18 protein-coding genes are annotated in these 17,431 nt (G+C 66.2%); 4 read left to right on the top strand and 14 right to left on the bottom strand.

Translation table 11 applies throughout. The annotated features are described in order from the left end of the window. Nucleotides 1-147: 147 nt before the first annotated feature. Both ftsH and rlmE read right to left on the bottom strand, forming a co-directional pair. Nucleotides 148-2,106, bottom strand: a complete 1,959-nt coding sequence (ftsH, locus tag ASD68_RS02640; RefSeq protein ID WP_200945314.1) for an ATP-dependent zinc metalloprotease FtsH — start codon at nucleotides 2,104-2,106, stop codon at nucleotides 148-150. Next, nucleotides 2,099-2,752, bottom strand: a complete 654-nt coding sequence (gene rlmE / locus ASD68_RS02635) for a 23S rRNA (uridine(2552)-2'-O)-methyltransferase RlmE (protein ID WP_050982466.1) — start codon at nucleotides 2,750-2,752, stop codon at nucleotides 2,099-2,101. Before rlmE ends, ftsH begins: the two co-directional genes overlap by 8 nt. Before the next feature lie 80 nt (nucleotides 2,753-2,832). On the opposite strand from rlmE, the gene yhbY reads away from it, so the two are divergent. Together yhbY and ASD68_RS02625 are read left to right on the top strand one after the other, a co-directional pair. Beyond that, nucleotides 2,833-3,129 carry a ribosome assembly RNA-binding protein YhbY gene (gene yhbY, locus ASD68_RS02630; RefSeq protein ID WP_007082756.1) on the top strand — a complete coding sequence of 99 codons (297 nt, stop codon included), beginning with the start codon at nucleotides 2,833-2,835 and terminating at the stop codon, nucleotides 3,127-3,129. A gap of 14 nt (nucleotides 3,130-3,143) precedes the next feature. Continuing rightward, nucleotides 3,144-3,533, top strand: a complete 390-nt coding sequence (locus ASD68_RS02625; RefSeq protein WP_007082757.1) for an Mth938-like domain-containing protein — start codon at nucleotides 3,144-3,146, stop codon at nucleotides 3,531-3,533. Nucleotides 3,534-3,557: 24 nt separating this feature from the next. On the opposite strand, the gene ASD68_RS02620 is transcribed toward ASD68_RS02625, so the two are convergent. From ASD68_RS02620 to surE, 4 genes are read right to left on the bottom strand one after another with little or no spacing between them, the layout of a single operon-like run. Then, nucleotides 3,558-4,526 carry a peptidoglycan DD-metalloendopeptidase family protein gene (locus tag ASD68_RS02620; RefSeq protein WP_056603129.1) on the bottom strand — a complete coding sequence of 323 codons (969 nt, stop codon included), beginning with the start codon at nucleotides 4,524-4,526 and terminating at the stop codon, nucleotides 3,558-3,560. Nucleotides 4,527-4,561: 35 nt separating this feature from the next. Then, nucleotides 4,562-5,167, bottom strand: a complete 606-nt coding sequence (locus tag ASD68_RS02615; protein ID WP_007082759.1) for a DedA family protein — start codon at nucleotides 5,165-5,167, stop codon at nucleotides 4,562-4,564. Beyond that, on the bottom strand, nucleotides 5,167-5,817 hold the full coding sequence (locus ASD68_RS02610) for a protein-L-isoaspartate(D-aspartate) O-methyltransferase (protein ID WP_056078509.1): 651 nt from the start codon (nucleotides 5,815-5,817) through the stop codon (nucleotides 5,167-5,169). The genes ASD68_RS02615 and ASD68_RS02610 overlap by 1 nt, the downstream gene beginning before the upstream one ends. A gap of 48 nt (nucleotides 5,818-5,865) precedes the next feature. Further along, on the bottom strand, nucleotides 5,866-6,663 hold the full coding sequence (surE, locus tag ASD68_RS02605) for a 5'/3'-nucleotidase SurE (protein WP_007082761.1): 798 nt from the start codon (nucleotides 6,661-6,663) through the stop codon (nucleotides 5,866-5,868). 194 nt (nucleotides 6,664-6,857) lie between these two features. Here surE and ASD68_RS02600 point away from each other — a divergent pair, with 194 nt between their 5' ends. Next, nucleotides 6,858-7,400 (top strand): Smr/MutS family protein, encoded by a 543-nt coding sequence (locus tag ASD68_RS02600; RefSeq protein WP_040671227.1) that lies wholly within the window; start codon nucleotides 6,858-6,860, stop codon nucleotides 7,398-7,400. A gap of 97 nt (nucleotides 7,401-7,497) precedes the next feature. Here the strand turns inward: ASD68_RS02600 and truD are convergent, their stop codons facing one another. The 8 genes from truD to ASD68_RS02560 all read right to left on the bottom strand — a co-directional run bounded on the left by truD (nucleotide 7,498) and on the right by ASD68_RS02560 (nucleotide 15,418). Then, nucleotides 7,498-8,508, bottom strand: coding sequence for a tRNA pseudouridine(13) synthase TruD (truD, locus tag ASD68_RS02595; protein WP_056603124.1), 1,011 nt, complete (start codon nucleotides 8,506-8,508; stop codon nucleotides 7,498-7,500). Nucleotides 8,509-8,547: 39 nt separating this feature from the next. After that, the gene (gene mgtE / locus ASD68_RS02590; RefSeq protein ID WP_007082764.1) at nucleotides 8,548-9,942 is read right to left on the bottom strand and encodes a magnesium transporter; all 1,395 of its coding nucleotides are present in this window, start codon (nucleotides 9,940-9,942) and stop codon (nucleotides 8,548-8,550) included. Beyond that, nucleotides 9,939-10,412: a 2-C-methyl-D-erythritol 2,4-cyclodiphosphate synthase gene (gene ispF, locus ASD68_RS02585; protein WP_007082765.1), complete on the bottom strand. Its 474-nt coding sequence runs from the start codon at nucleotides 10,410-10,412 to the stop codon at nucleotides 9,939-9,941. The genes mgtE and ispF overlap by 4 nt, the downstream gene beginning before the upstream one ends. A 46-nt stretch (nucleotides 10,413-10,458) precedes the next feature. Further along, complete coding sequence (gene ispD, locus ASD68_RS02580; RefSeq protein ID WP_007082766.1) at nucleotides 10,459-11,154, bottom strand: 2-C-methyl-D-erythritol 4-phosphate cytidylyltransferase; 696 nt, start codon at nucleotides 11,152-11,154, stop codon at nucleotides 10,459-10,461. Next, a complete protein-coding gene (gene ftsB, locus ASD68_RS02575) occupies nucleotides 11,151-11,492 on the bottom strand; it encodes a cell division protein FtsB (protein WP_007082767.1) in 342 nt (113 codons plus the stop codon). The genes ispD and ftsB overlap by 4 nt, the downstream gene beginning before the upstream one ends. An 18-nt stretch (nucleotides 11,493-11,510) precedes the next feature. Beyond that, nucleotides 11,511-12,812 carry a phosphopyruvate hydratase gene (gene eno / locus ASD68_RS02570; RefSeq protein ID WP_056603121.1) on the bottom strand — a complete coding sequence of 434 codons (1,302 nt, stop codon included), beginning with the start codon at nucleotides 12,810-12,812 and terminating at the stop codon, nucleotides 11,511-11,513. A gap of 67 nt (nucleotides 12,813-12,879) precedes the next feature. Next, nucleotides 12,880-13,713, bottom strand: coding sequence for a 3-deoxy-8-phosphooctulonate synthase (gene kdsA / locus ASD68_RS02565; protein ID WP_056603118.1), 834 nt, complete (start codon nucleotides 13,711-13,713; stop codon nucleotides 12,880-12,882). A 34-nt stretch (nucleotides 13,714-13,747) separates the two neighbouring features. Continuing rightward, a complete protein-coding gene (locus tag ASD68_RS02560) occupies nucleotides 13,748-15,418 on the bottom strand; it encodes a CTP synthase (RefSeq protein ID WP_007082770.1) in 1,671 nt (556 codons plus the stop codon). Nucleotides 15,419-15,581: 163 nt separating this feature from the next. Here ASD68_RS02560 and ASD68_RS02555 point away from each other — a divergent pair, with 163 nt between their 5' ends. Beyond that, a complete protein-coding gene (locus ASD68_RS02555; protein ID WP_056603115.1) occupies nucleotides 15,582-17,384 on the top strand; it encodes an aminopeptidase P family protein in 1,803 nt (600 codons plus the stop codon). The last annotated feature ends 47 nt before the right edge of the window (nucleotides 17,385-17,431 follow it).

Genomic DNA, 17,431 nt, shown 5'->3' with positions numbered 1-17,431 from the left:
TTTTATTGCGCGTCATTCGACGTCGCTGAAATGGAGGCACGTCACGGCCTAAACGTACCGAAGTTGCACAACCACGATCGTGGCGCGTGAATAGCCGAGCGGGTCAGCGGGCACGCCAGCATAAGCACGCCCGTTTGGCCGTCCATTTCAATCGTCGATACCGGCCCTGTTCTGCGTCGCGGGATCGCCCACGTTGCCCACCGGCTGGCCGGCATCCCCTCTTGGCGGAGGCGGTGGCGGCGTGCTGCCGGTCGAGTTGTTCCTGCTCCAGTCCGCGGGCGGACCGGGAATGCGCCCGGCCATGATGTCGTCGATCTGGTGGGCATCGATGGTTTCGTATTGCAGCAACGCATCGGCCATGGCGTGCAGCTTGTCCAGGTTCGCCGTGAGCAGCTCCCTGGTCCGCGCGAACGCACGGTCGAGAATGCTGCGCACGACCTCGTCGATCTTGCTGGCGGTCTCGTTGGAGATGCTCTTGTGCTGGGTCACCGAACGACCGAGGAACACCTCGTCCTCGTCCTCGCCATAGGTAATCGGCCCAAGCTCGTCCGAAAGACCCCACTTGGTCGCCATGTTGCGCGCCATCTTGGTCGCGCGCTCGATGTCGTTGGAGGCACCCGTGGTGACCTTGTCCGCGCCGAAGATCAACTCCTCCGCCACGCGGCCACCGTAGAGGGAGCACAGCTGCGATTCGATCGCCACCCGGTTGATGCTGTACTTGTCCCCTTCGGGCAGGTACATGGTGACGCCCAGCGCGCGCCCGCGCGGGATGATCGTGACCTTGTAGACCGGATCGTGCTCGGGCACCAGGCGACCCACGATGGCGTGCCCGGCCTCGTGATAGGCGGTGAGCTTCTTTTCGTCCTCGCTCATCGCCATCGAGCGCCGCTCGCTGCCCATCAGGATCTTGTCGCGCGCCTTGTCCAGATGGCTCATGCGAACCTCGCGGGCGTTCTCGCGCGCCGCGAACAGGGCCGCCTCATTGACGAGGTTGGCGAGGTCGGCACCGGAGAAGCCCGGCGTGCCACGCGCAATGGTCATGGCGTCGACGTCATTGGCGATCGGCACCTTGCGCATGTGCACCTTGAGGATCTGCTCACGGCCGCGCACGTCGGGCAGGCCGACCACCACCTGGCGGTCGAAGCGGCCCGGACGCAGCAACGCCGGATCGAGCACGTCGGGACGGTTGGTGGCGGCGATCACGATGACACCCTCGGTACCCTCGAAACCGTCCATCTCCACCAGCAACTGGTTCAGCGTCTGCTCGCGCTCGTCGTGACCACCGCCCAGGCCGGCGCCGCGATGGCGGCCGACGGCGTCGATCTCGTCGATGAAGATGATGCACGGGGCATGCTTCTTGGCCTGCTCGAACATGTCGCGCACGCGGCTGGCGCCGACGCCGACGAACATCTCGACGAAATCGGAACCGGAGATCGCGAAGAACGGTACCTTGGCCTCACCCGCGATGGCCTTCGCCAGCAGGGTCTTGCCGGTACCCGGGGGGCCGACCATCAGCACGCCGCGCGGAATCTTGCCGCCCAGCTTCTGGAAGCGGCCCGGATCACGCAGGAACTCGACCAGTTCGCCGACCTCCTCCTTCGCCTCGTCGCAACCGGCGACGTCGCTGAAGTTGACCTTGATCTGATCCTCACCCTGCAACTTGGCGCGTGAACGGCCGAAACTCATCGCGCCACGGCCGCCACCGCCGGACTGCATCTGGCGCATGAACCAGATGAACACGCCCACGATCAGCAACACCGGCAGCCAGCTCACCAGCAAACCGATCAGCGAGAAACCCTCGGCCGGGTCCTGGCGCACTTCCACGCCCTTGTCCTGCATCTGCTTGACCACCTCGTTGGTGGAAAAGCCCAGCATCGGCGCAACGGTGCGGAACGGGCTGCCGTCCTTCAGCTTGCCGCTGATGGTGGCGGGTTGATCGGCACTGATCGTGGCGCTGGCCACGTTGCCGTTGTCGACGCTCTGCACGAAGCCGCTGTATGGCATTTCGGACGAGGCCGCGCCGCGCGGGCTGAAGCTCTGGAACACGGTGAACAACACCACCGCGATGATTACCCAGAGCAACACGTTTTTCGCTGTTTCATTCATGCACGGTTCTCGCCGGTGACGCGGCGGAAGGCTTGCGGCCTACCGCCAGCGCGTAGACCTCGCGCGACCGGGCGCGCGAGGCTTTGGGTTTACGCATCGTTACGCGGGTGAATTCCGCGCGCAAGTTGCGCAGGTAAACGTCGAATCCGGCTCCCTGGAACAACTTGATCAGGAACGAGCCGCCTGGCTTGAGCCACTGCTTGCTGAAATCGAGCGCCAACTCAGCCAGAACCATGGCACGAATCTGGTCGGCCAGCGCCACACCACTCATATTGGGGGCCAGATCGCACAGTACAAGATCCAGCTTCTGCCCCTCCAGACGCGATTCCAGCTCGCGCAGGACGGATTCCTCGCGGAAATCGCCCTGCAGGAAATCGACGCCGGCGATGCTCTGCATGGGCAGGATATCGAGCGCCAGCACCTTGCCGGTGTCGCCGAGCCGGTTGCGCACCAACTGTGACCAGCTGCCTGGCGCGGCGCCAAGATCGACCACGTTGATGCCCGGCTTGAGCAGGTGGTCGCGGTCGATCAACTCCTCGAGCTTGTAGACCGCGCGCGAACGCAAGCCGGCCGCCTGGGCCTTCTTCACATATTCGTCTTTGAAATGTTCGCGCAGCCAGACGGCGCTGCTCTTGCTGCGGGCCATGTCGTCGATGGTCACTTGTGGGGAGCTGGAGGGCGCATGATACCCTTTGCGGTTCCCCCACCGCGAATCGGCCACCCCGCATGCCCCTCTCATCCTCGCAGAGCCGCTACCTGCGCAGCCTTGCGCATGACCTCAGCCCCGTGGTCCTGCTCGGCAACAAGGGAGCCACCGAAGCGGTGGTGAAGGAGCTGAACCAGGCGCTGGATATCCACGAACTGGTCAAGGTCAAGTTGTCCGGCGGCGACAAGGACGAACGGCAGGCACAAATCGATGTGCTGACCGGCGGCACGCAGGCCGAAAAGATCCACCAGATCGGTCACGTCGTGGTGCTGTTTCGCCGCAACGCCGACGAGCCCAAAATCGCCTTGCCCCGTTAACGCAGGAGGATCCGATGGATCTCTCGCTGGATCGCCCCGACGATTACCTTTACGTGCGCCACGTGGACGTCGGCGCCATCACCCTGGCCGATCGGGAACTGCAGCGCAGCTTCCTGCTCGCGCCGAACCAGGTTGTCGAAAACTGGCCGGTGGAAAACGCCAGCGCGCTTGCGGCTGATCACGTCGAGACCTTGCTCGCGTTGCAGCCGGAGCTGGTGCTGCTGGGCACCGGGGCGCGACAGGTCTTTCCTGCCGCGGCCTTCATGGCCGGTTTTCTGCGCAAGGGCGTGGGTATCGAGGTGATGGACAATGCGGCGGCCGCACGCACATACAACCTGCTGGCCGGTGAAGGGCGCCGGGTGCTTGCCGCGTTCATTCTTGGTGGCGCCGCCACGGTTTCCTGACCGCCAGCCTGGCGCCGGCGGCGATCATTGCGCCGGCAGGTACCTCAACGGATCCACCGGGTTTCCGTCCTTGCGGATCTGGAACTGCAGCTCGTTGCGGCTGGCGCCGGTGGAGCCCATCTCGGCAATCTGCTGGCCTGCGCTGACGTGCTGCCCTTCCTTGACCAGCCGCTTGCGGTTGTGGCCATAGGCGGAAAGATAGCTGTCGCTGTGCTTGATGATCACCAGCTCGCCGTAGCCCACCAGTCCATTGCCGCTGTAGACCACCACGCCGCCCGCTGCCGCGCGCACGGGTTCGCCCGAATTGCCGGCGATCTCGATGCCTGGAATGGCATCGCTGGCCTTGAACCGCTTGATTACCGAACCTGATGCCGGCCAACGCCAGGTGATGCCGCCGGCCGAATGCGAGGCACCCACGGCAGCAGGCGGAGCCGCCGGGGGCAGGCTCGGCGGCGCAGCCTCACCGGCGACAGGTACGGCGGCAACCGTGGCCGATTGAACCGTACCGGCCCCAACCGCCCCCGCGACTGGTGTCGTGGCCGGCACAGGCGTGGCGGTAGCCGGCGGAATCGTCTGGAATACCGGTGCCGATGCCACAGCCGTAGCTGGCGGCGGTGACGACGGCGCGGCCGGCGCGGCGGCGGCTGCCGGGGGCGACAGTTTCAATGTCTGGCCAGGCCAGATGGTGAACGGCGCGGCGACACCGTTCCACTGGGCCAGATCGCGAAAGTCGACGCCGCTGCGGAATGCGATCGAATACAGCGTGTCGCCATGCGCCACGACGTACGTGCCACCCGGAATGGGCGTGCGGGCCGGAGGCGCAACCGTCGATGCCACTGGAGCCTTGGTCGATACCGCGGGAGCTTTCGTGGGGGCCTGGCCGGCGGCCGGCTCGAACACCACCGAACTGCGCATGGTTCCGCAACCGGCCAGGGCCAGCGTCGCGAGCGAGACGAAGAACAAGTGCGGCATTCGATTCATGGTCATCAGCATAACGAGCCGTCCACTCCTTTTCATGATGCGCCGGTTCAACGCAACAACCACCATCCCAACAATGCAGCAAGCACGATCAGCGCCGCCCAGCCGAACCACTCGATGTACTTGTGCAGAATGCGTTCGGCGCGATCACCGAAGAAGCGGATCAGCAAAGCCAGCAACCAGACCCGCTTGCCTCGCCCCAGCGCCATGCACGCCAGGAACGGCAGGATCGGCACACCCACGATACCCGACGCCCAGGTGATGAATTTCATCGGCACCACCGGCTGCAGGGCGGCCAGGATCAGCACGCCGAACATGCCCCAGTGATGGGTTGCCATCTGGGTTCGCAGCACCTCCACGCCGTGCTCGATCGGCGCCAGGAAATGCAGCGCCTCCAGCGCGGGTTTCAGGGCGTGGAAGGCCCAGTGACCCAGCAGATAGCCCACCAGCGCGCCGAGCAGTGAGAACAGCAGGCTGATGTTCGCGAAATGGAACGCCCGCTGCCGCTTGCCCAGCATCATCGGTGCCAGCATCACTTCCGGCGGAATCGGGAAGATGAACGCCTCGACGAAACTCAGGCCGGACAGGTAATAGACCGCGCGCGGCTCGCGCGCCCACACCAGCGCACGGGCGTAAAGCCGCTCGAACAGGCGCATCAGCCGATCCCGCCAAGCAGGGGCACAAAACTCACGGCACCCAGTTCTTCCTGGATGAAATCGCCCTGCCCGTCGCCACGCAGGCGAATCAGCGTCTGGCTGCTGGGCGAACCCACCGGTGCCACCAGCACGCCCGTGGGGGTCAGTTGGTCGAGAATGCGGGTGGGCACGGTATCTCCTGCAGCGGTGAGGATGATGGCGTCGAACGGCGCCTCGTCGGCCCAGCCCAATTTGCCGTCGTCGTGCTTGGAGCGCACGTTGGGCAGCCCGAGCTGCCGAAAACGTCGCCGCGCCTGGCGCAGCAACTCCTCGATCCGCTCCACCGTGAACAATTGCGGCACCAGCGCCGCCAGTACCACCGCCTGGTAGCCCGAGCCGGTGCCGATCTCCAGCACCTTGCGCGGCATGCCCTCTTTCGCGTCGAACGATTCCAGCAGCGCCTCGGTCATCCGCGCCACGACCCACGGCTGCGAAATGGTCTGGCCGTGGCCGATCGGCAGCGCCGTGTTCTCGTAGGCGCGCGCATGCAGCGCCTGGTCGATGAAATGATGCCGCGGCGTGTTGCGGATCACTTCGATCACGCGCGGGTCACGGATGCCGGCATCTTTCAGACTGTTGGCCAGCCGGTCGCGCGCACGCTGCGAAGTCATGCCTTCGCCCTTGAAGGCCGCGGCGGGCAGAGGATAGGGATTCACCGTTCAAACAACCTCATGTTGGGTGGCGGATCCGTCCGCCAGATCATCGGTCAGCGCCTGCATCCAGCTGCTGACTTTCTCCAGCGCCTGGAACCGGGTCAGGTCCACGTGGATGGGCGTGACCGAAACAAAGCCACGGCGCACCGCATCGAAATCCGTCCCCGGCCCGGCATCATCAACCTCGCCCGCCGGCCCGATCCACCAGATCGGACGGCCGCGCGGGTCAGCCCGCAACACGGACGGCGCCGAACGATGGCGGCGGCCAAGCCGGGTGACCTCGAAACCGGCGATCTCCTTCCACGGCAGGTCGGGCACGTTCACGTTGAGAATCGTATCGGCCGGCAGCGGATCGACCAGCAAGCGCTGCATCAGCAACAGCACCGCGCGCGCCGCCGATTCGTAATGCGTCCCTTGATGGTCGCTGCTGACCAGCGAGACGGCAATGGCCGGCAGCCCCAGGAAACGCCCCTCCATCGCCGCCGACACCGTGCCCGAATAGATCACGTCGTCGCCGAGATTGGCCGAGTTGTTGATGCCCGACACCACGATATCCGGCTCATCCTGCAGCAGCCCCGACAACGCCAGATGGACACAATCGGTGGGCGTGCCAGCCACGCGGTAATAGCCGTCGCCCATAGGCAGTACACGCACCGGCGCGTCGAGGGTCAGCGAATTGCTGGCGCCGGAGCGGTCGCGGTCCGGCGCCACCACGGTCACGGTGCCGACCGTGCCCAGGCAATCGGCCAGCACGCGGATGCCCGGTGCATCCACGCCATCATCGTTGCTTACCAGAACTCGCATGCTGATCCGTAGGAAACCGTTGAGCTGCAGCCGCCGAACCGGTGGGAGGGACGAGCCGGGCAAGCTGCCGGGCCGCAAAATTTCCACCAGAAACGTTTATCCAGCGCGATGCGCTCCAAGCGTTCAAGTCTACCGTAGCGAGGCCACGCATTCACATGGCGCCGGTCCGCGGTGCGACGCATTACCATGGCCGCATGAAACGCCAGCCCGCGCCGATCAGCGATGACGACAGCCGCCTGTTTCGCGAGGCGATCGGCGGCACGCGGCCGCTCGAAGCGGTGGCCGCGCCCCCGGCGGCGGCAAAGCCGGCGCCCTACCCACGCATGTTCGAGGCCGACGAGGCGGCGGTGGCAGGCGATCTGCTGAAGCTCGACTTCGACCCTGCCGCCCTCGAAGTGGGCGAGGAACTGAGCTATCTGCGCGACGGCTATTCACCCAGGCTGCTGCGGCAACTCAAACGCGGCCAGTTCAGCGTGCAGGATCACATCGACCTGCACCAGATGAATGCCGCCGCAGCCCAGAGCAGCATCGTGGATTTTCTGGCCGAGGCGCGACGGGAAGGCTGGCGCTGCGTGCGCATCGTGCACGGCAAGGGTTTGCGTTCGCGCGCAGCGGGTCCGGTATTGAAAGCGCTCACCGATCGCCTGCTGCGTCGACGGGACGATGTGATCGCCTTCGCATCGGCGCGGCCGGCATTGGGCGGCACGGGCGCGGTAGTCGTTTTGCTCAAGCGCTAGAGGAAAGCTGCGCCATACGGATGGTGGGAGCGACTTCAGTCGCGATGCTCTTGCTCTGGGGCTCCAAGGCAAAAGAGCAGCGCGAATGAAATCGCTCCTACATCACGGCGGCGAGTTCGCGCACCACCACGGTGGCGTAGGCGCCGGCGGGCAATTCGAAGACCAGCTCGAGCGCGTCGTCAGCGAGCCAGCGCCACTTCAGATCGTGCGGCAGCAAGCGCAGCGGGCGGCGCTCCTGATCCATGCGCGCCGCCGCCAGCCCCTCGGCCAAGTCCTGGTGCGCGGCGCCGATCTCGCGCTCCAGCGCACCGGCTTCATCCTGCGTGGGCGGTTCGCCCTGCCCCCACAGCGGACCCGAGGGATGGATGTCGCCGCGGGCCAGGCGTTCGGCCAGCATCGCGGTGAAAGGCTCCGGCCCGAACCACGAGCGTGAGCCGGCCAGCGACCAGATCTCGCCTGCCAGCGGCGTGTCCCACGCCTGCCGCTCGACCCGCGCGGCCAGCACCTCGTTGAAGATCTGCGAGCGCGCGGCGGACAACAGGAACGAGCGCTTGCTGCGTTCCACCCTGCGCCCCGCGAACATCGCCCGCGCCTGCGCCACGTTGCCGCCTTCGCGGCCGAAGCGCTGCTCGCCGTAATAGTTGGGCACGCCGCGCGCGGCGATCTGCTGCAGCACCTGTTCGGCCGCCTCGCGATCACCCTGCACCTCGCGCAACACCAGCACGAAGCGATTGCCGCGCAACGCGCCGCGCTTGAGCTTGCGCGAATGACGCGTGGCCGCCAGCACTTTCACTTCCGCATGCGGGAAGGTCGACCAATCCGGATCGGGTTTGCCCGCCAGTTGCAGGGAAAACGTCTGCCGGGTGACCGCGTGGCGATCCTTCAGGCCCGCGTAACCCACCGCGACCGGTGCCACCCCGGCGAACCGGGCCAGCTCGCGGGCCACCCAGTCGGTATTGGCGCCACGTTTCTCCACCCACAACAGGACATGCTCGCCGGCGCCGTCGGCGTCATAGCCGAGGATTTCCTCCACCTGAAAATCCTCCGGGCTGGCACGCAGCCGCGCGGTCAAGGGTGGAGTGCCGCAGGCGTAAGGGAGTTCGGACATGAATATCCAGAGTGCGTGGTGCAGGCAGCGGACGCTGCGTTACATCAGGAAAATCGAGGCCAGGCCGAGGAAGATGAAGAAGCCGCCGCTGTCGGTCATCGCGGTGATCAGCACGCTGGAACCCAGCGCCGGGTCGCGCCCGAACCGGGTCATCAGCACGGGAATGCCGACGCCGGCGAACGCGGCCAGCAACAGGTTCAACGTCATCGCTGCGGTCATCACCAGGCCCAGCGACAGGCTGTCGTAAAGCCACCACGCCACGACGCCGATCACGCCGCCCCAGATCAGTCCGTTCAGTAGCGACACGGTCAGTTCCTTGCGCCACAGGCGCTTGGCGCTTTCGGCGGTGATCTGGTTCAAGGCCAGCGCGCGCACGATCATGGTGATGGTCTGGTTGCCGGAGTTGCCGCCGATGCCGGCCACGATCGGCATCAGCGCGGCCAGCGCCACCAGCCGCTCGATCGAATTCTCGAACAGGCCGATCACCCGTGACGCGATGAACGCGGTCACCAGGTTGATCGCCAGCCACGACCAGCGGTTGCGCAAGCTGGCCCACACCGAGGCGAAGATGTCCTCCTCCTCGCGCAGACCGGCGCGGCTCAACGCCTCGCTCTCGCCTTCCTCGCGGATCACGTCGACCATCGCATCGATGGTGATGCGGCCGATCAGGTGGCCGTTGTCATCCACCACGGGGGCGGTCACCAGGTCGTAGCGTTCGAACGCCTGCGCCACTTCGTAGGCGTCGTTCTCGGGGTGGAACGTGTTGACGTCGGGCGCCATCACGTCGCTCACCATCTTGTCCGGCGCGTTGACCAGCAGCCAGTGCAGCGGCAGCACGCCGGTGAGCAGGTTGTCCTGGTTGATCACGAACAGCTTGTCGGTCTGCGCCGGCAGTTCGTCCCAGCGGCGCAGGTAGCGCAATACCACTTCCAGGCTTACATCCTCGCGGATGGTCACCATCTCGAAATCCATCAGCGCGCCGAGCTGGTCGTCCTCGTAGGACAGCGCCGACTGCACCTGCTCGCGTTGCTGTGCGTCCAGGCCCGCCATCAGCTCCGGCAGCATCGCCGTGGGCAGGTCTTCGACCAGGTCGGCCAGTTCGTCGGCGTCGAGGGTCTCGGCGGCGGCAAGGATCTCGTGGCGATCCATATCCGCGATCAGCGATTCGCGCACCGCGTCGGAGACTTCCAGCAGGATCTCGCCGTCGCGATCGGCCTTCACCAGTTGCCAGATCGCCAGACGGTCATCCAGCGGCAGCGATTCGAGGATGAAGGCGATGTCCGCCGGATGCAGCTCGTCGAGCTGCTGGCGCAGATCCACCAGCACATCCGCGGGCAGACGGCCGTCCGCCTCGTGCCGATGCAGCAACTCGACGATGACGTCGAGCTGGTCGTGCAGCCGGCTGGCGGCGCTGCGGGCTTCTACCTCGGTCACGCGTGCTCCAGCAGGGCGCACGCTTGCGCGGCAATCCCTTCGCCCCGGCCGCAGAAGCCGAGTTTTTCAGTGGTGGTGGCCTTGACGCTGATGCGACCGACGTCGCAGCCGAGATCGGCGGCGAGGCATTCACGGATGGATGCCACGTGCGGGCCGACTTTCGGAGCTTCGCCGATCACGGTGACATCCACGTTACCCAGCCTGTAGCCCTGCTGCTTCATCAACTGGGCGGCGTGGCGCAGGAACTGGCGGCTGTCGGCACCGCGCCAACGCTCGTCGCGCGGCGAGAAATGCGTGCCGATGTCGCCCAGTGCCAGTGCGCCGAAAATCGCGTCGCACAGCGCATGGATCACCACGTCGCCATCCGAATGCGCCACCAGCCCGCGCTCATGGGGCACGCGCACGCCGCCCAGCATGACGTGGTCGCCCTCGCCGAACGCATGCACGTCGAAGCCCTGCCCGATCCTCATCGCGGCATGCCGGGTGAAAGCGCGAAAGAGTCCCTCGCGATTGCGTTCATGTCACGATCCTTGAAAGCAGGTACGCCGCCAGCGGAAAGTCCGCCGCGGTGGTGACCTTGATGTTGTCCTCGGCGCCTTCCACCAGCAACGGGGCGTAACCAGCCAATTCCATCGCCATGGCCTCGTCGCTTACGGCGCGGCCGTCCTTCGCCGCCGCGCGCAAGGCCGAAGCCAGTTGACCACGGCGGAACATTTGCGGCGTGAACGCGCGCCAGCGCTGATCGCGCGGCTCCGTCTGCGCGCTGCAGCCGGCCGCGTCGGCGCGCTTCAACGTGTCGCGCAGCGGGGCACCCAGCAGGCCACCATCCTTCGCACATCCCTGCTCGATCAGCGCGCTGATGTCGGCCAGGCGCACGCAGGGACGTGCCGCATCGTGCACCAGCACGAAGTCGTCCTGCCCCACCGTGGCCGGCAACGCGTCGATGCCGGCCAATACCGAGTCGCTGCGTTCGGCACCGCCCGGGGCCGTCATCACGCGCTTGCCGTTGAGCTCGGTGATACCCGGCCAGCGCGCATCATCCGCACCCAGCGTCACCAGCAGGCCGGCGATTTGCGGGTGTGCGGCAAGACGCTCCAGCGTGTGTTCGATCAATGGTCGACCCGCCAGCGGCAGGTACTGCTTGGGACACATGCCACCCACCCGCGTGCCGCGCCCGGCGGCCGGCACCACGCACCACAGCGCGCCGGTCATTGCGCGCCCGCGGGTGGCGCAGCGGGCGGCGGGGGCGGCAGCGAAACGCTGGCCGCCGTGGCCGGCCGCTCATCCACCTGATAGAACGTCTCGCCGGGTTTGATCAGGCCCAACTCGTTGCGAGCACGCGCCTCGACCGCCTGCTCGCCATGCTTCAGATCCAGCACGTCGGCCGCCAGCGCCTGGTTGCGCTGGACCAGCCGCGCGTTTTCGTCAGTCTGCTTCTTCAACGAAACACGCAAGGTGTCCACCTCGCGCACGCCACCGCTGCCGGACCACAGTTTCAGCTGCAGCCCGACAAGCGTGACGATCAGGATCAGGGCAACCCAGCGCAGCATGGGATGTCGTGACTCCCGTCAACCGGGCAGGCGCGTCAGGTTGGGGAACGCGTCGCGGCCGGCATAGCGCGCGGCGCTGCCCAGGGCTTCCTCGATGCGCAGCAGCTGGTTGTACTTGGCCACGCGATCGCTGCGGCACAGCGAGCCGGTCTTGATCTGGGTGGCGGTGGTGGCCACCGCGATGTCGGCGATGGTGGTGTCCTCGGTTTCGCCGGAGCGATGCGAGATCACGGCCGAATACTTCGCCGCATCGGCCATCGCGATGGCTTCCAGGGTTTCGGACAGGGTGCCGATCTGGTTCACCTTGATCAGGATCGAGTTGGCGATCTTCTTCTCGATGCCTTCGCGGAAGATCACCGGGTTGGTCACGAACAGGTCGTCGCCCACCACCTGCACGGAATCGCCGATCCGGTCGGTCAGCAGCTTCCAGCCGTCCCAGTCGCCTTCGGCCATGCCGTCCTCGATGGTGATGATCGGGTACTGCTTGGCCCAGCCGGCCAGCAGGTCGACGAACTCGGCCGAGCTGTATTTCTTGCCTTCGCCGGCCAGGTCGTACTTGCCGTCCTTGTAGAACTCCGAGCTTGCTGCGTCCAGGCCCAGCAGGATCTCGCTGCCCACCTTGTAGCCGGTCTTGTTGACCGCTTCGAGGATGGTATCGAGCGCTTCGATGTTGGAGCGCAGGTTGGGCGCGAAGCCACCCTCGTCGCCGACGGCGGTGTTGAGGCCCTTGCCCTTCAGCACGCTCTTCAGCGCGTGGAAGATCTCGGCGCCGGCGCGCAGCGCTTCGGCGAAGCTGGGCAGGCCGACCGGCAGCACCATGAATTCCTGCACGTCGATGTTGTTGTCCGCGTGCTCGCCGCCGTTGATGATGTTCATCATCGGCACCGGCAGGGCGCCGGGCTTGCCGTCCTTCGACAGGTACTTCCACAGCGGCTCGCCGCGCGACGCGGCCACCGCATGCGCTGCGGCCATCGAAACACCGAGCAGCGCGTTCGCACCCAGCTTGCCCTTGTTGGGCGTGCCGTCCAGCGCGATCAGCTTCGCATCCAGCCCTTTCTGGTCCGCCGCATCGAAACCCTTCAGCGTGTCGGCAATGGTTCCGTTGACGTTGGCCACCGCATTTTTCACGCCCTTGCCGCCGTAGCGCGACTTGTCGCCATCGCGCAGTTCAACGGCTTCGCGCGAACCGGTCGAGGCGCCGCTGGGCACCGCAGCGCGGCCGAACGCGCCGTCGGCGAGCGTGACTTCGGCTTCCAGCGTGGGGTTGCCACGCGAGTCGAGGATTTCACGGGCGTGGATGCGGGTGATCTGGTTGCTCATGCGGTTTCCGTTGGTCGAGTTGAATGGTCTGTGGGTTGTAGGGGCGAATTCGCGCGCGGCCGGATGCCTACACGCCTTGTTCGAGAAAGCCATGCCGCTTGGTGACGGCGTCGAGTTCCAGCAGCGTCTCCAGCAGCGCCTTCATCTTGTCCAGCGGCCATGCGTTGGGGCCATCGCTCAGCGCCTTGCTGGGATCGGGATGCGTCTCGGCGAACAGCCCGGCCACACCCACCGCCACGGCGGCGCGCGCCAGCACCGGCACGAATTCGCGCTGGCCGCCCGAAGTGGCGCCCTGCCCGCCCGGCAATTGCACCGAATGGGTGGCGTCGAACACCACCGGGCAACCGGTGTCGCGCATCACGCTCAGCGAGCGCATGTCGGAGACGAGGTTGTTGTAGCCGAAGCTGGCGCCGCGCTCGCAGACCATGATGCTGTCGTTGCCGGCGGCCTTGGCCTTGGCCACCACGTGTTTCATGTCCCACGGCGCCAGGAACTGGCCCTTCTTGATGTTCACCGGCTTGCCGGCGCGCGCCACTTTCTGGATGAAGTCGGTCTGCCGGCACAGGAAGGCCGGCGTCTGCAGCACGTCGACCACCGACGCCACTTCATCCATCGGGGTGTATTCGTGCACGTCGGTGAGCACCGGCACGCCGATCTGGCGCTTCACTTCACCCAGGATACGCAGGCCTTCTTCCAGCCCCGGCCCGCGGAAGCTTTCGCCCGATGAGCGGTTCGCCTTGTCGAAGCTGGATTTGAAGATGAAGTGGATGCCGAGCCCGCTGGTGATTTCCTTCAGCGTACCGGCGGTGTCCAGCTGCAATTGCTCGGACTCCACCACGCAGGGGCCGGCGATCAGGAACAGCGGCTGATCCAGCCCGATATCGAATCCGCAAAGCTTCATAGGACGTATTTCCCGATCAATAGGCAAGACCGCGTCATGCGCTGGCCTGGGCGGCCAACGGTTCGCCCTCACGCACGGCCTTGTATTCGGCGGCCGCGCGGACGAAGTCGCTGAACAGCGGATGGCCGTCGCGCGGTGTGGAGGTGAATTCAGGATGGGCCTGGCAGGCCAGGAACCACGGATGCTTCTGCGGCGGCAATTCCACCACTTCCACCAGCAGGTCATCCATCGACTTGCCGGAGATCACCAGGCCCTGATCCTCGAACGACTGGCGGTAGCGGTTGTTGAATTCGTAGCGATGGCGATGGCGCTCGCGCACCACTTCCTGGCCGTAAAGCTGGCGCGCCAGCGTGCCCGCCTTGAGTCGGCATTCCTGCGCACCCAGGCGCATGGTGCCGCCCAGGTCGGAGCGGTCGGTGCGCTGCTCGACTTCGCCGCTGGCGGTGGTCCATTCGGTGATCAGGCCGATCACCGGATTGGCGGTGTTGCGGTCGTTCTCGCTGGAGTCGGCGTCGGTCAGGCCGGCCACGTTGCGGGCGAAATCCACCACCGCCGCGTGCATGCCGTAGCAGATGCCGAAGTACGGCACGCGGTGTTCGCGCGCGTATTTGGCCGTCAACACCTTGCCTTCAAAGCCGCGCTTGCCGAAACCACCGGGCACCAGGATCGCGTCGACCTTGCCCAGCACTTCGGCGGCGCCCTCGGCCTCGATCTGCTCGGAGTCGATCCAGTCCAGGTTCACCCGCGTCTGCTGGCGGATGCCGCCATGGCGCAGCGCTTCGGCCAGTGACTTGTACGCGTCCTTGTGCTCCACGTACTTGCCCACGATGGCGATGGTGACCTCGTTCTTCGGGTGCTCCACGGCGTCGACGGTGCGCTGCCAGCTGGACAGGTCCGCCGGATCGGCATCCAGGCCGAGCCGCTTCACCACGATGTCGTCCAGCCCCTGGCTATGCAGCCACAGCGGCATCTTGTAGATCACGTCGACATCGGGCGCGCTGATCACGGCGGATTCGGGCACGTTGGTGAACAGCGCGATCTTGCGGCGCTCGGCCTCCGGCAGGGCGTCCTCGCAGCGGCACAGCAGGATGTCCGGCTGGATACCGATCGAGCGCAGCTCCTTCACCGAATGCTGGGTCGGCTTGGTCTTGATCTCGCCAGCGGCCTTGATATACGGCACCAGGGTGAGGTGCATGAACACCACTTTCTCCGGACCCTGCTCCACGCGCAGCTGGCGGATCGCCTCCAGGAACGGCAGCGATTCGATGTCGCCCACGGTGCCGCCGATCTCCACCAACGCCACGTCGAAACCGCGCGTGGCCTCGTGGATGCAGTGCTTGATCTCGTCGGTGATGTGCGGGATCACCTGCACGGTGGCGCCGAGGTAATCGCCGCGGCGCTCCTTGCGGATCACGCTTTCGTAGATTTTGCCGGTGGTGATGGAATTCTTGCCGGTGAGGCGGGTACGCATGAAGCGCTCGTAATGCCCCAGGTCAAGATCGGTCTCGGCACCGTCGTCGGTCACATAGACCTCGCCGTGCTGAAACGGGCTCATCGTGCCCGGATCGACATTGATATAGGGGTCGAGCTTCATCATGGTGACCGAGAGCCCGCGAGCCTCAAGAATGGACGCGAGTGACGCCGCCGCGATGCCCTTGCCAAGCGAGGACACTACACCGCCGGTGACGAAGATCAGGGGGGTCATGAAATTCAGCCGTGCTGGAAATCGGCATTTTAGCGGCATCAGCGTCCAGCCGCGAGGGATCAGCGCAAATTACTGACGAAAGATTCAGCTGGCATGACAAAACCCACGCGACGACCCGGCCGCGCGCGGCCGATGGACCTGACGCGGCTGCTAATATTCAGCGATGAACCAGCCCGTACCGACCCGCCTGGCCGCCTTGCGCGCCGCCATGCAGCAACACGGCGTTGCCGCCGTGCTCGTCCCCAGCGCCGACCCTCACCTGTCCGAGTACCTGCCCGCACACTGGCAGGCGCGAACCTGGCTGTCCGGGTTCGACGGCTCGGCCGGCACCCTCGTGGTCACCGCCACCGAGGCGGGGCTGTGGACCGATTCGCGCTACTTCTCGCAAGCCGGGCAGCAGTTGGCCGGCAGCGGCATCGCCCTGATGAAGGAGCGCGTGGCCGGTGTGCCCGATCACCTTTCGTGGCTGCAGCAGCAACTGCAGCGGGGCGACGTGCTGGCCGTGGCCGGCGACAGCCTTTCGGTCAACAACCAGCGCCAGATCGAGCGGAAGCTGGCCGTCGGCGGTGCCACCGTGCGCATCGACCTTGACCTGCCCGGTGCGATCTGGCCCGACCGCCCAAGCCTGCCGCAGGCACCGGTGTTTGCGCATGATCCCGTCCACGCCTGCGTGCCCCGTACCGACAAGCTGGCGCGGCTGCGCGAGGCGATGCGCGCGCAGGGCGCCAGCCACCACCTGCTATCCAGCCTGGACGACATCGCCTGGTTGACCAACCTTCGCGGCAGCGACGTCGAGTGCAACCCGGTGTTCCTGGCCCACCTGCTGGTCGAGGCCGAAGGCCGCGCCATCCTGTTCGTCGACCGGGCCAAGCTCGACGATGCGCTGATTGCCGAACTGGCGTCCGACGGCATCGATATCGAGCCTTACGAAGACCTGCCCGGCGCCCTGGGCGCCCTGAGTGCCGATGACAAGCTGCTGCTGGACAGCGGCCGCGTGGTCAGCGCCATCGCTGCAGCGATCCCGGCGCATACGCCGCGCATCGAGGCGGCCAACCCCAGCACCGCGTTCAAGGCGATCAAGACCACGGCCGAGCTCGACCATATCCGTGAAGTGATGCGCCGTGACGGCGTGGCCCTGGTCCGCGCGTTCCGGGAACTGGAGGATCGGCTGGGCGCCGGCGAGTCGCTCACCGAACTGGATGTCGACACGCTGCTGCACCGGCAGCGTTCGGCGCAGCCGGGCTGGATCGGCGAAAGCTTCGCCACCATCGCCGGCTACCTGGCCAACGGCGCGTTGCCGCATTACCGCGCCACGCCCGAGGCGCACAGCATGCTGCAAGCAGAAGGCCTGCTGCTGGTCGACTCGGGTGGTCAATACCTGGGCGGCACCACCGACATCACCCGCGTGCTGGCGCTGGGCGAGACCACGCCGGAACAACGGCGCGACGCCACCCTGGTAATGAAGGGCATGATCGCGCTGTCGCGTGCCCGCTTCCCCAAGGGCGCCAGCGGCCCGCAACTGGATGCACTGGCGCGCGCACCGCTGTGGGCCAGCGGCATGGATTACGGCCACGGCACCGGCCACGGCGTGGGCTATTTCCTCAACGTGCACGAAGGTCCGCACGGCATCCGTCCGCCCTCGGCCGGTGGCGCGCTGGTGCCGCTGGAGCCGGGCATGATCAGCTCTATCGAACCGGGCCTGTACAAGCCCGGCCGTCACGGCATCCGCCACGAAAACCTGGCGGTGGTGATCGCCGCCGACCAGACCGAATTCGGCGAATTCCTGGCGTTCGAGACCTTGACCCTGTGTCCGTTCGACCGCCGCGCACTGGAGCCGGCCCTGCTCAACCCCGATGAACGCGCCTGGCTGGACGACTACCACGCCACCGTACGCGCCGCCCTGAGCCCGCTGCTGGATGGCGACGACCTGGCCTGGCTGCATCGACATTGCGAACCGTTGAGGTGAAACCCGGAAGTGAGTGGCGAGCGGCGGGAGATGGCGACACAACTCCT

It is taken from the genome of Rhodanobacter sp. Root627 (genome assembly GCF_001427835.1).
Classification (GTDB): domain Bacteria; phylum Pseudomonadota; class Gammaproteobacteria; order Xanthomonadales; family Rhodanobacteraceae; genus Rhodanobacter; species Rhodanobacter ginsenosidimutans.
This window is presented reverse-complemented; position numbering and strand designations above follow the sequence as displayed.

Excerpts from the sequence above, each read along its gene's own strand:
- ftsH (WP_200945314.1), bottom strand. The coding sequence starts at position 2,106 with ATGAATGAAACAGCGAAAAACGTGTTGCTCTGGGTAATCATCGCGGTG.
- rlmE (WP_050982466.1), bottom strand. The coding sequence starts at position 2,752 with ATGGCCCGCAGCAAGAGCAGCGCCGTCTGGCTGCGCGAACATTTCAAA.
- yhbY (WP_007082756.1), top strand. The coding sequence starts at position 2,833 with ATGCCCCTCTCATCCTCGCAGAGCCGCTACCTGCGCAGCCTTGCGCAT.
- ASD68_RS02625 (WP_007082757.1), top strand. The coding sequence starts at position 3,144 with ATGGATCTCTCGCTGGATCGCCCCGACGATTACCTTTACGTGCGCCAC.
- ASD68_RS02620 (WP_056603129.1), bottom strand. The coding sequence starts at position 4,526 with ATGCTGATGACCATGAATCGAATGCCGCACTTGTTCTTCGTCTCGCTC.
- ASD68_RS02615 (WP_007082759.1), bottom strand. The coding sequence starts at position 5,167 with ATGCGCCTGTTCGAGCGGCTTTACGCCCGTGCGCTGGTGTGGGCGCGC.
- ASD68_RS02610 (WP_056078509.1), bottom strand. The coding sequence starts at position 5,817 with ATGACTTCGCAGCGTGCGCGCGACCGGCTGGCCAACAGTCTGAAAGAT.
- surE (WP_007082761.1), bottom strand. The coding sequence starts at position 6,663 with ATGCGAGTTCTGGTAAGCAACGATGATGGCGTGGATGCACCGGGCATC.
- ASD68_RS02600 (WP_040671227.1), top strand. The coding sequence starts at position 6,858 with ATGAAACGCCAGCCCGCGCCGATCAGCGATGACGACAGCCGCCTGTTT.
- truD (WP_056603124.1), bottom strand. The coding sequence starts at position 8,508 with ATGTCCGAACTCCCTTACGCCTGCGGCACTCCACCCTTGACCGCGCGG.
- ispF (WP_007082765.1), bottom strand. The coding sequence starts at position 10,412 with ATGAGGATCGGGCAGGGCTTCGACGTGCATGCGTTCGGCGAGGGCGAC.
- ispD (WP_007082766.1), bottom strand. The coding sequence starts at position 11,154 with ATGACCGGCGCGCTGTGGTGCGTGGTGCCGGCCGCCGGGCGCGGCACG.
- ftsB (WP_007082767.1), bottom strand. The coding sequence starts at position 11,492 with ATGCTGCGCTGGGTTGCCCTGATCCTGATCGTCACGCTTGTCGGGCTG.
- eno (WP_056603121.1), bottom strand. The coding sequence starts at position 12,812 with ATGAGCAACCAGATCACCCGCATCCACGCCCGTGAAATCCTCGACTCG.
- kdsA (WP_056603118.1), bottom strand. The coding sequence starts at position 13,713 with ATGAAGCTTTGCGGATTCGATATCGGGCTGGATCAGCCGCTGTTCCTG.
- ASD68_RS02560 (WP_007082770.1), bottom strand. The coding sequence starts at position 15,418 with ATGACCCCCCTGATCTTCGTCACCGGCGGTGTAGTGTCCTCGCTTGGC.
- ASD68_RS02555 (WP_056603115.1), top strand. The coding sequence starts at position 15,582 with ATGAACCAGCCCGTACCGACCCGCCTGGCCGCCTTGCGCGCCGCCATG.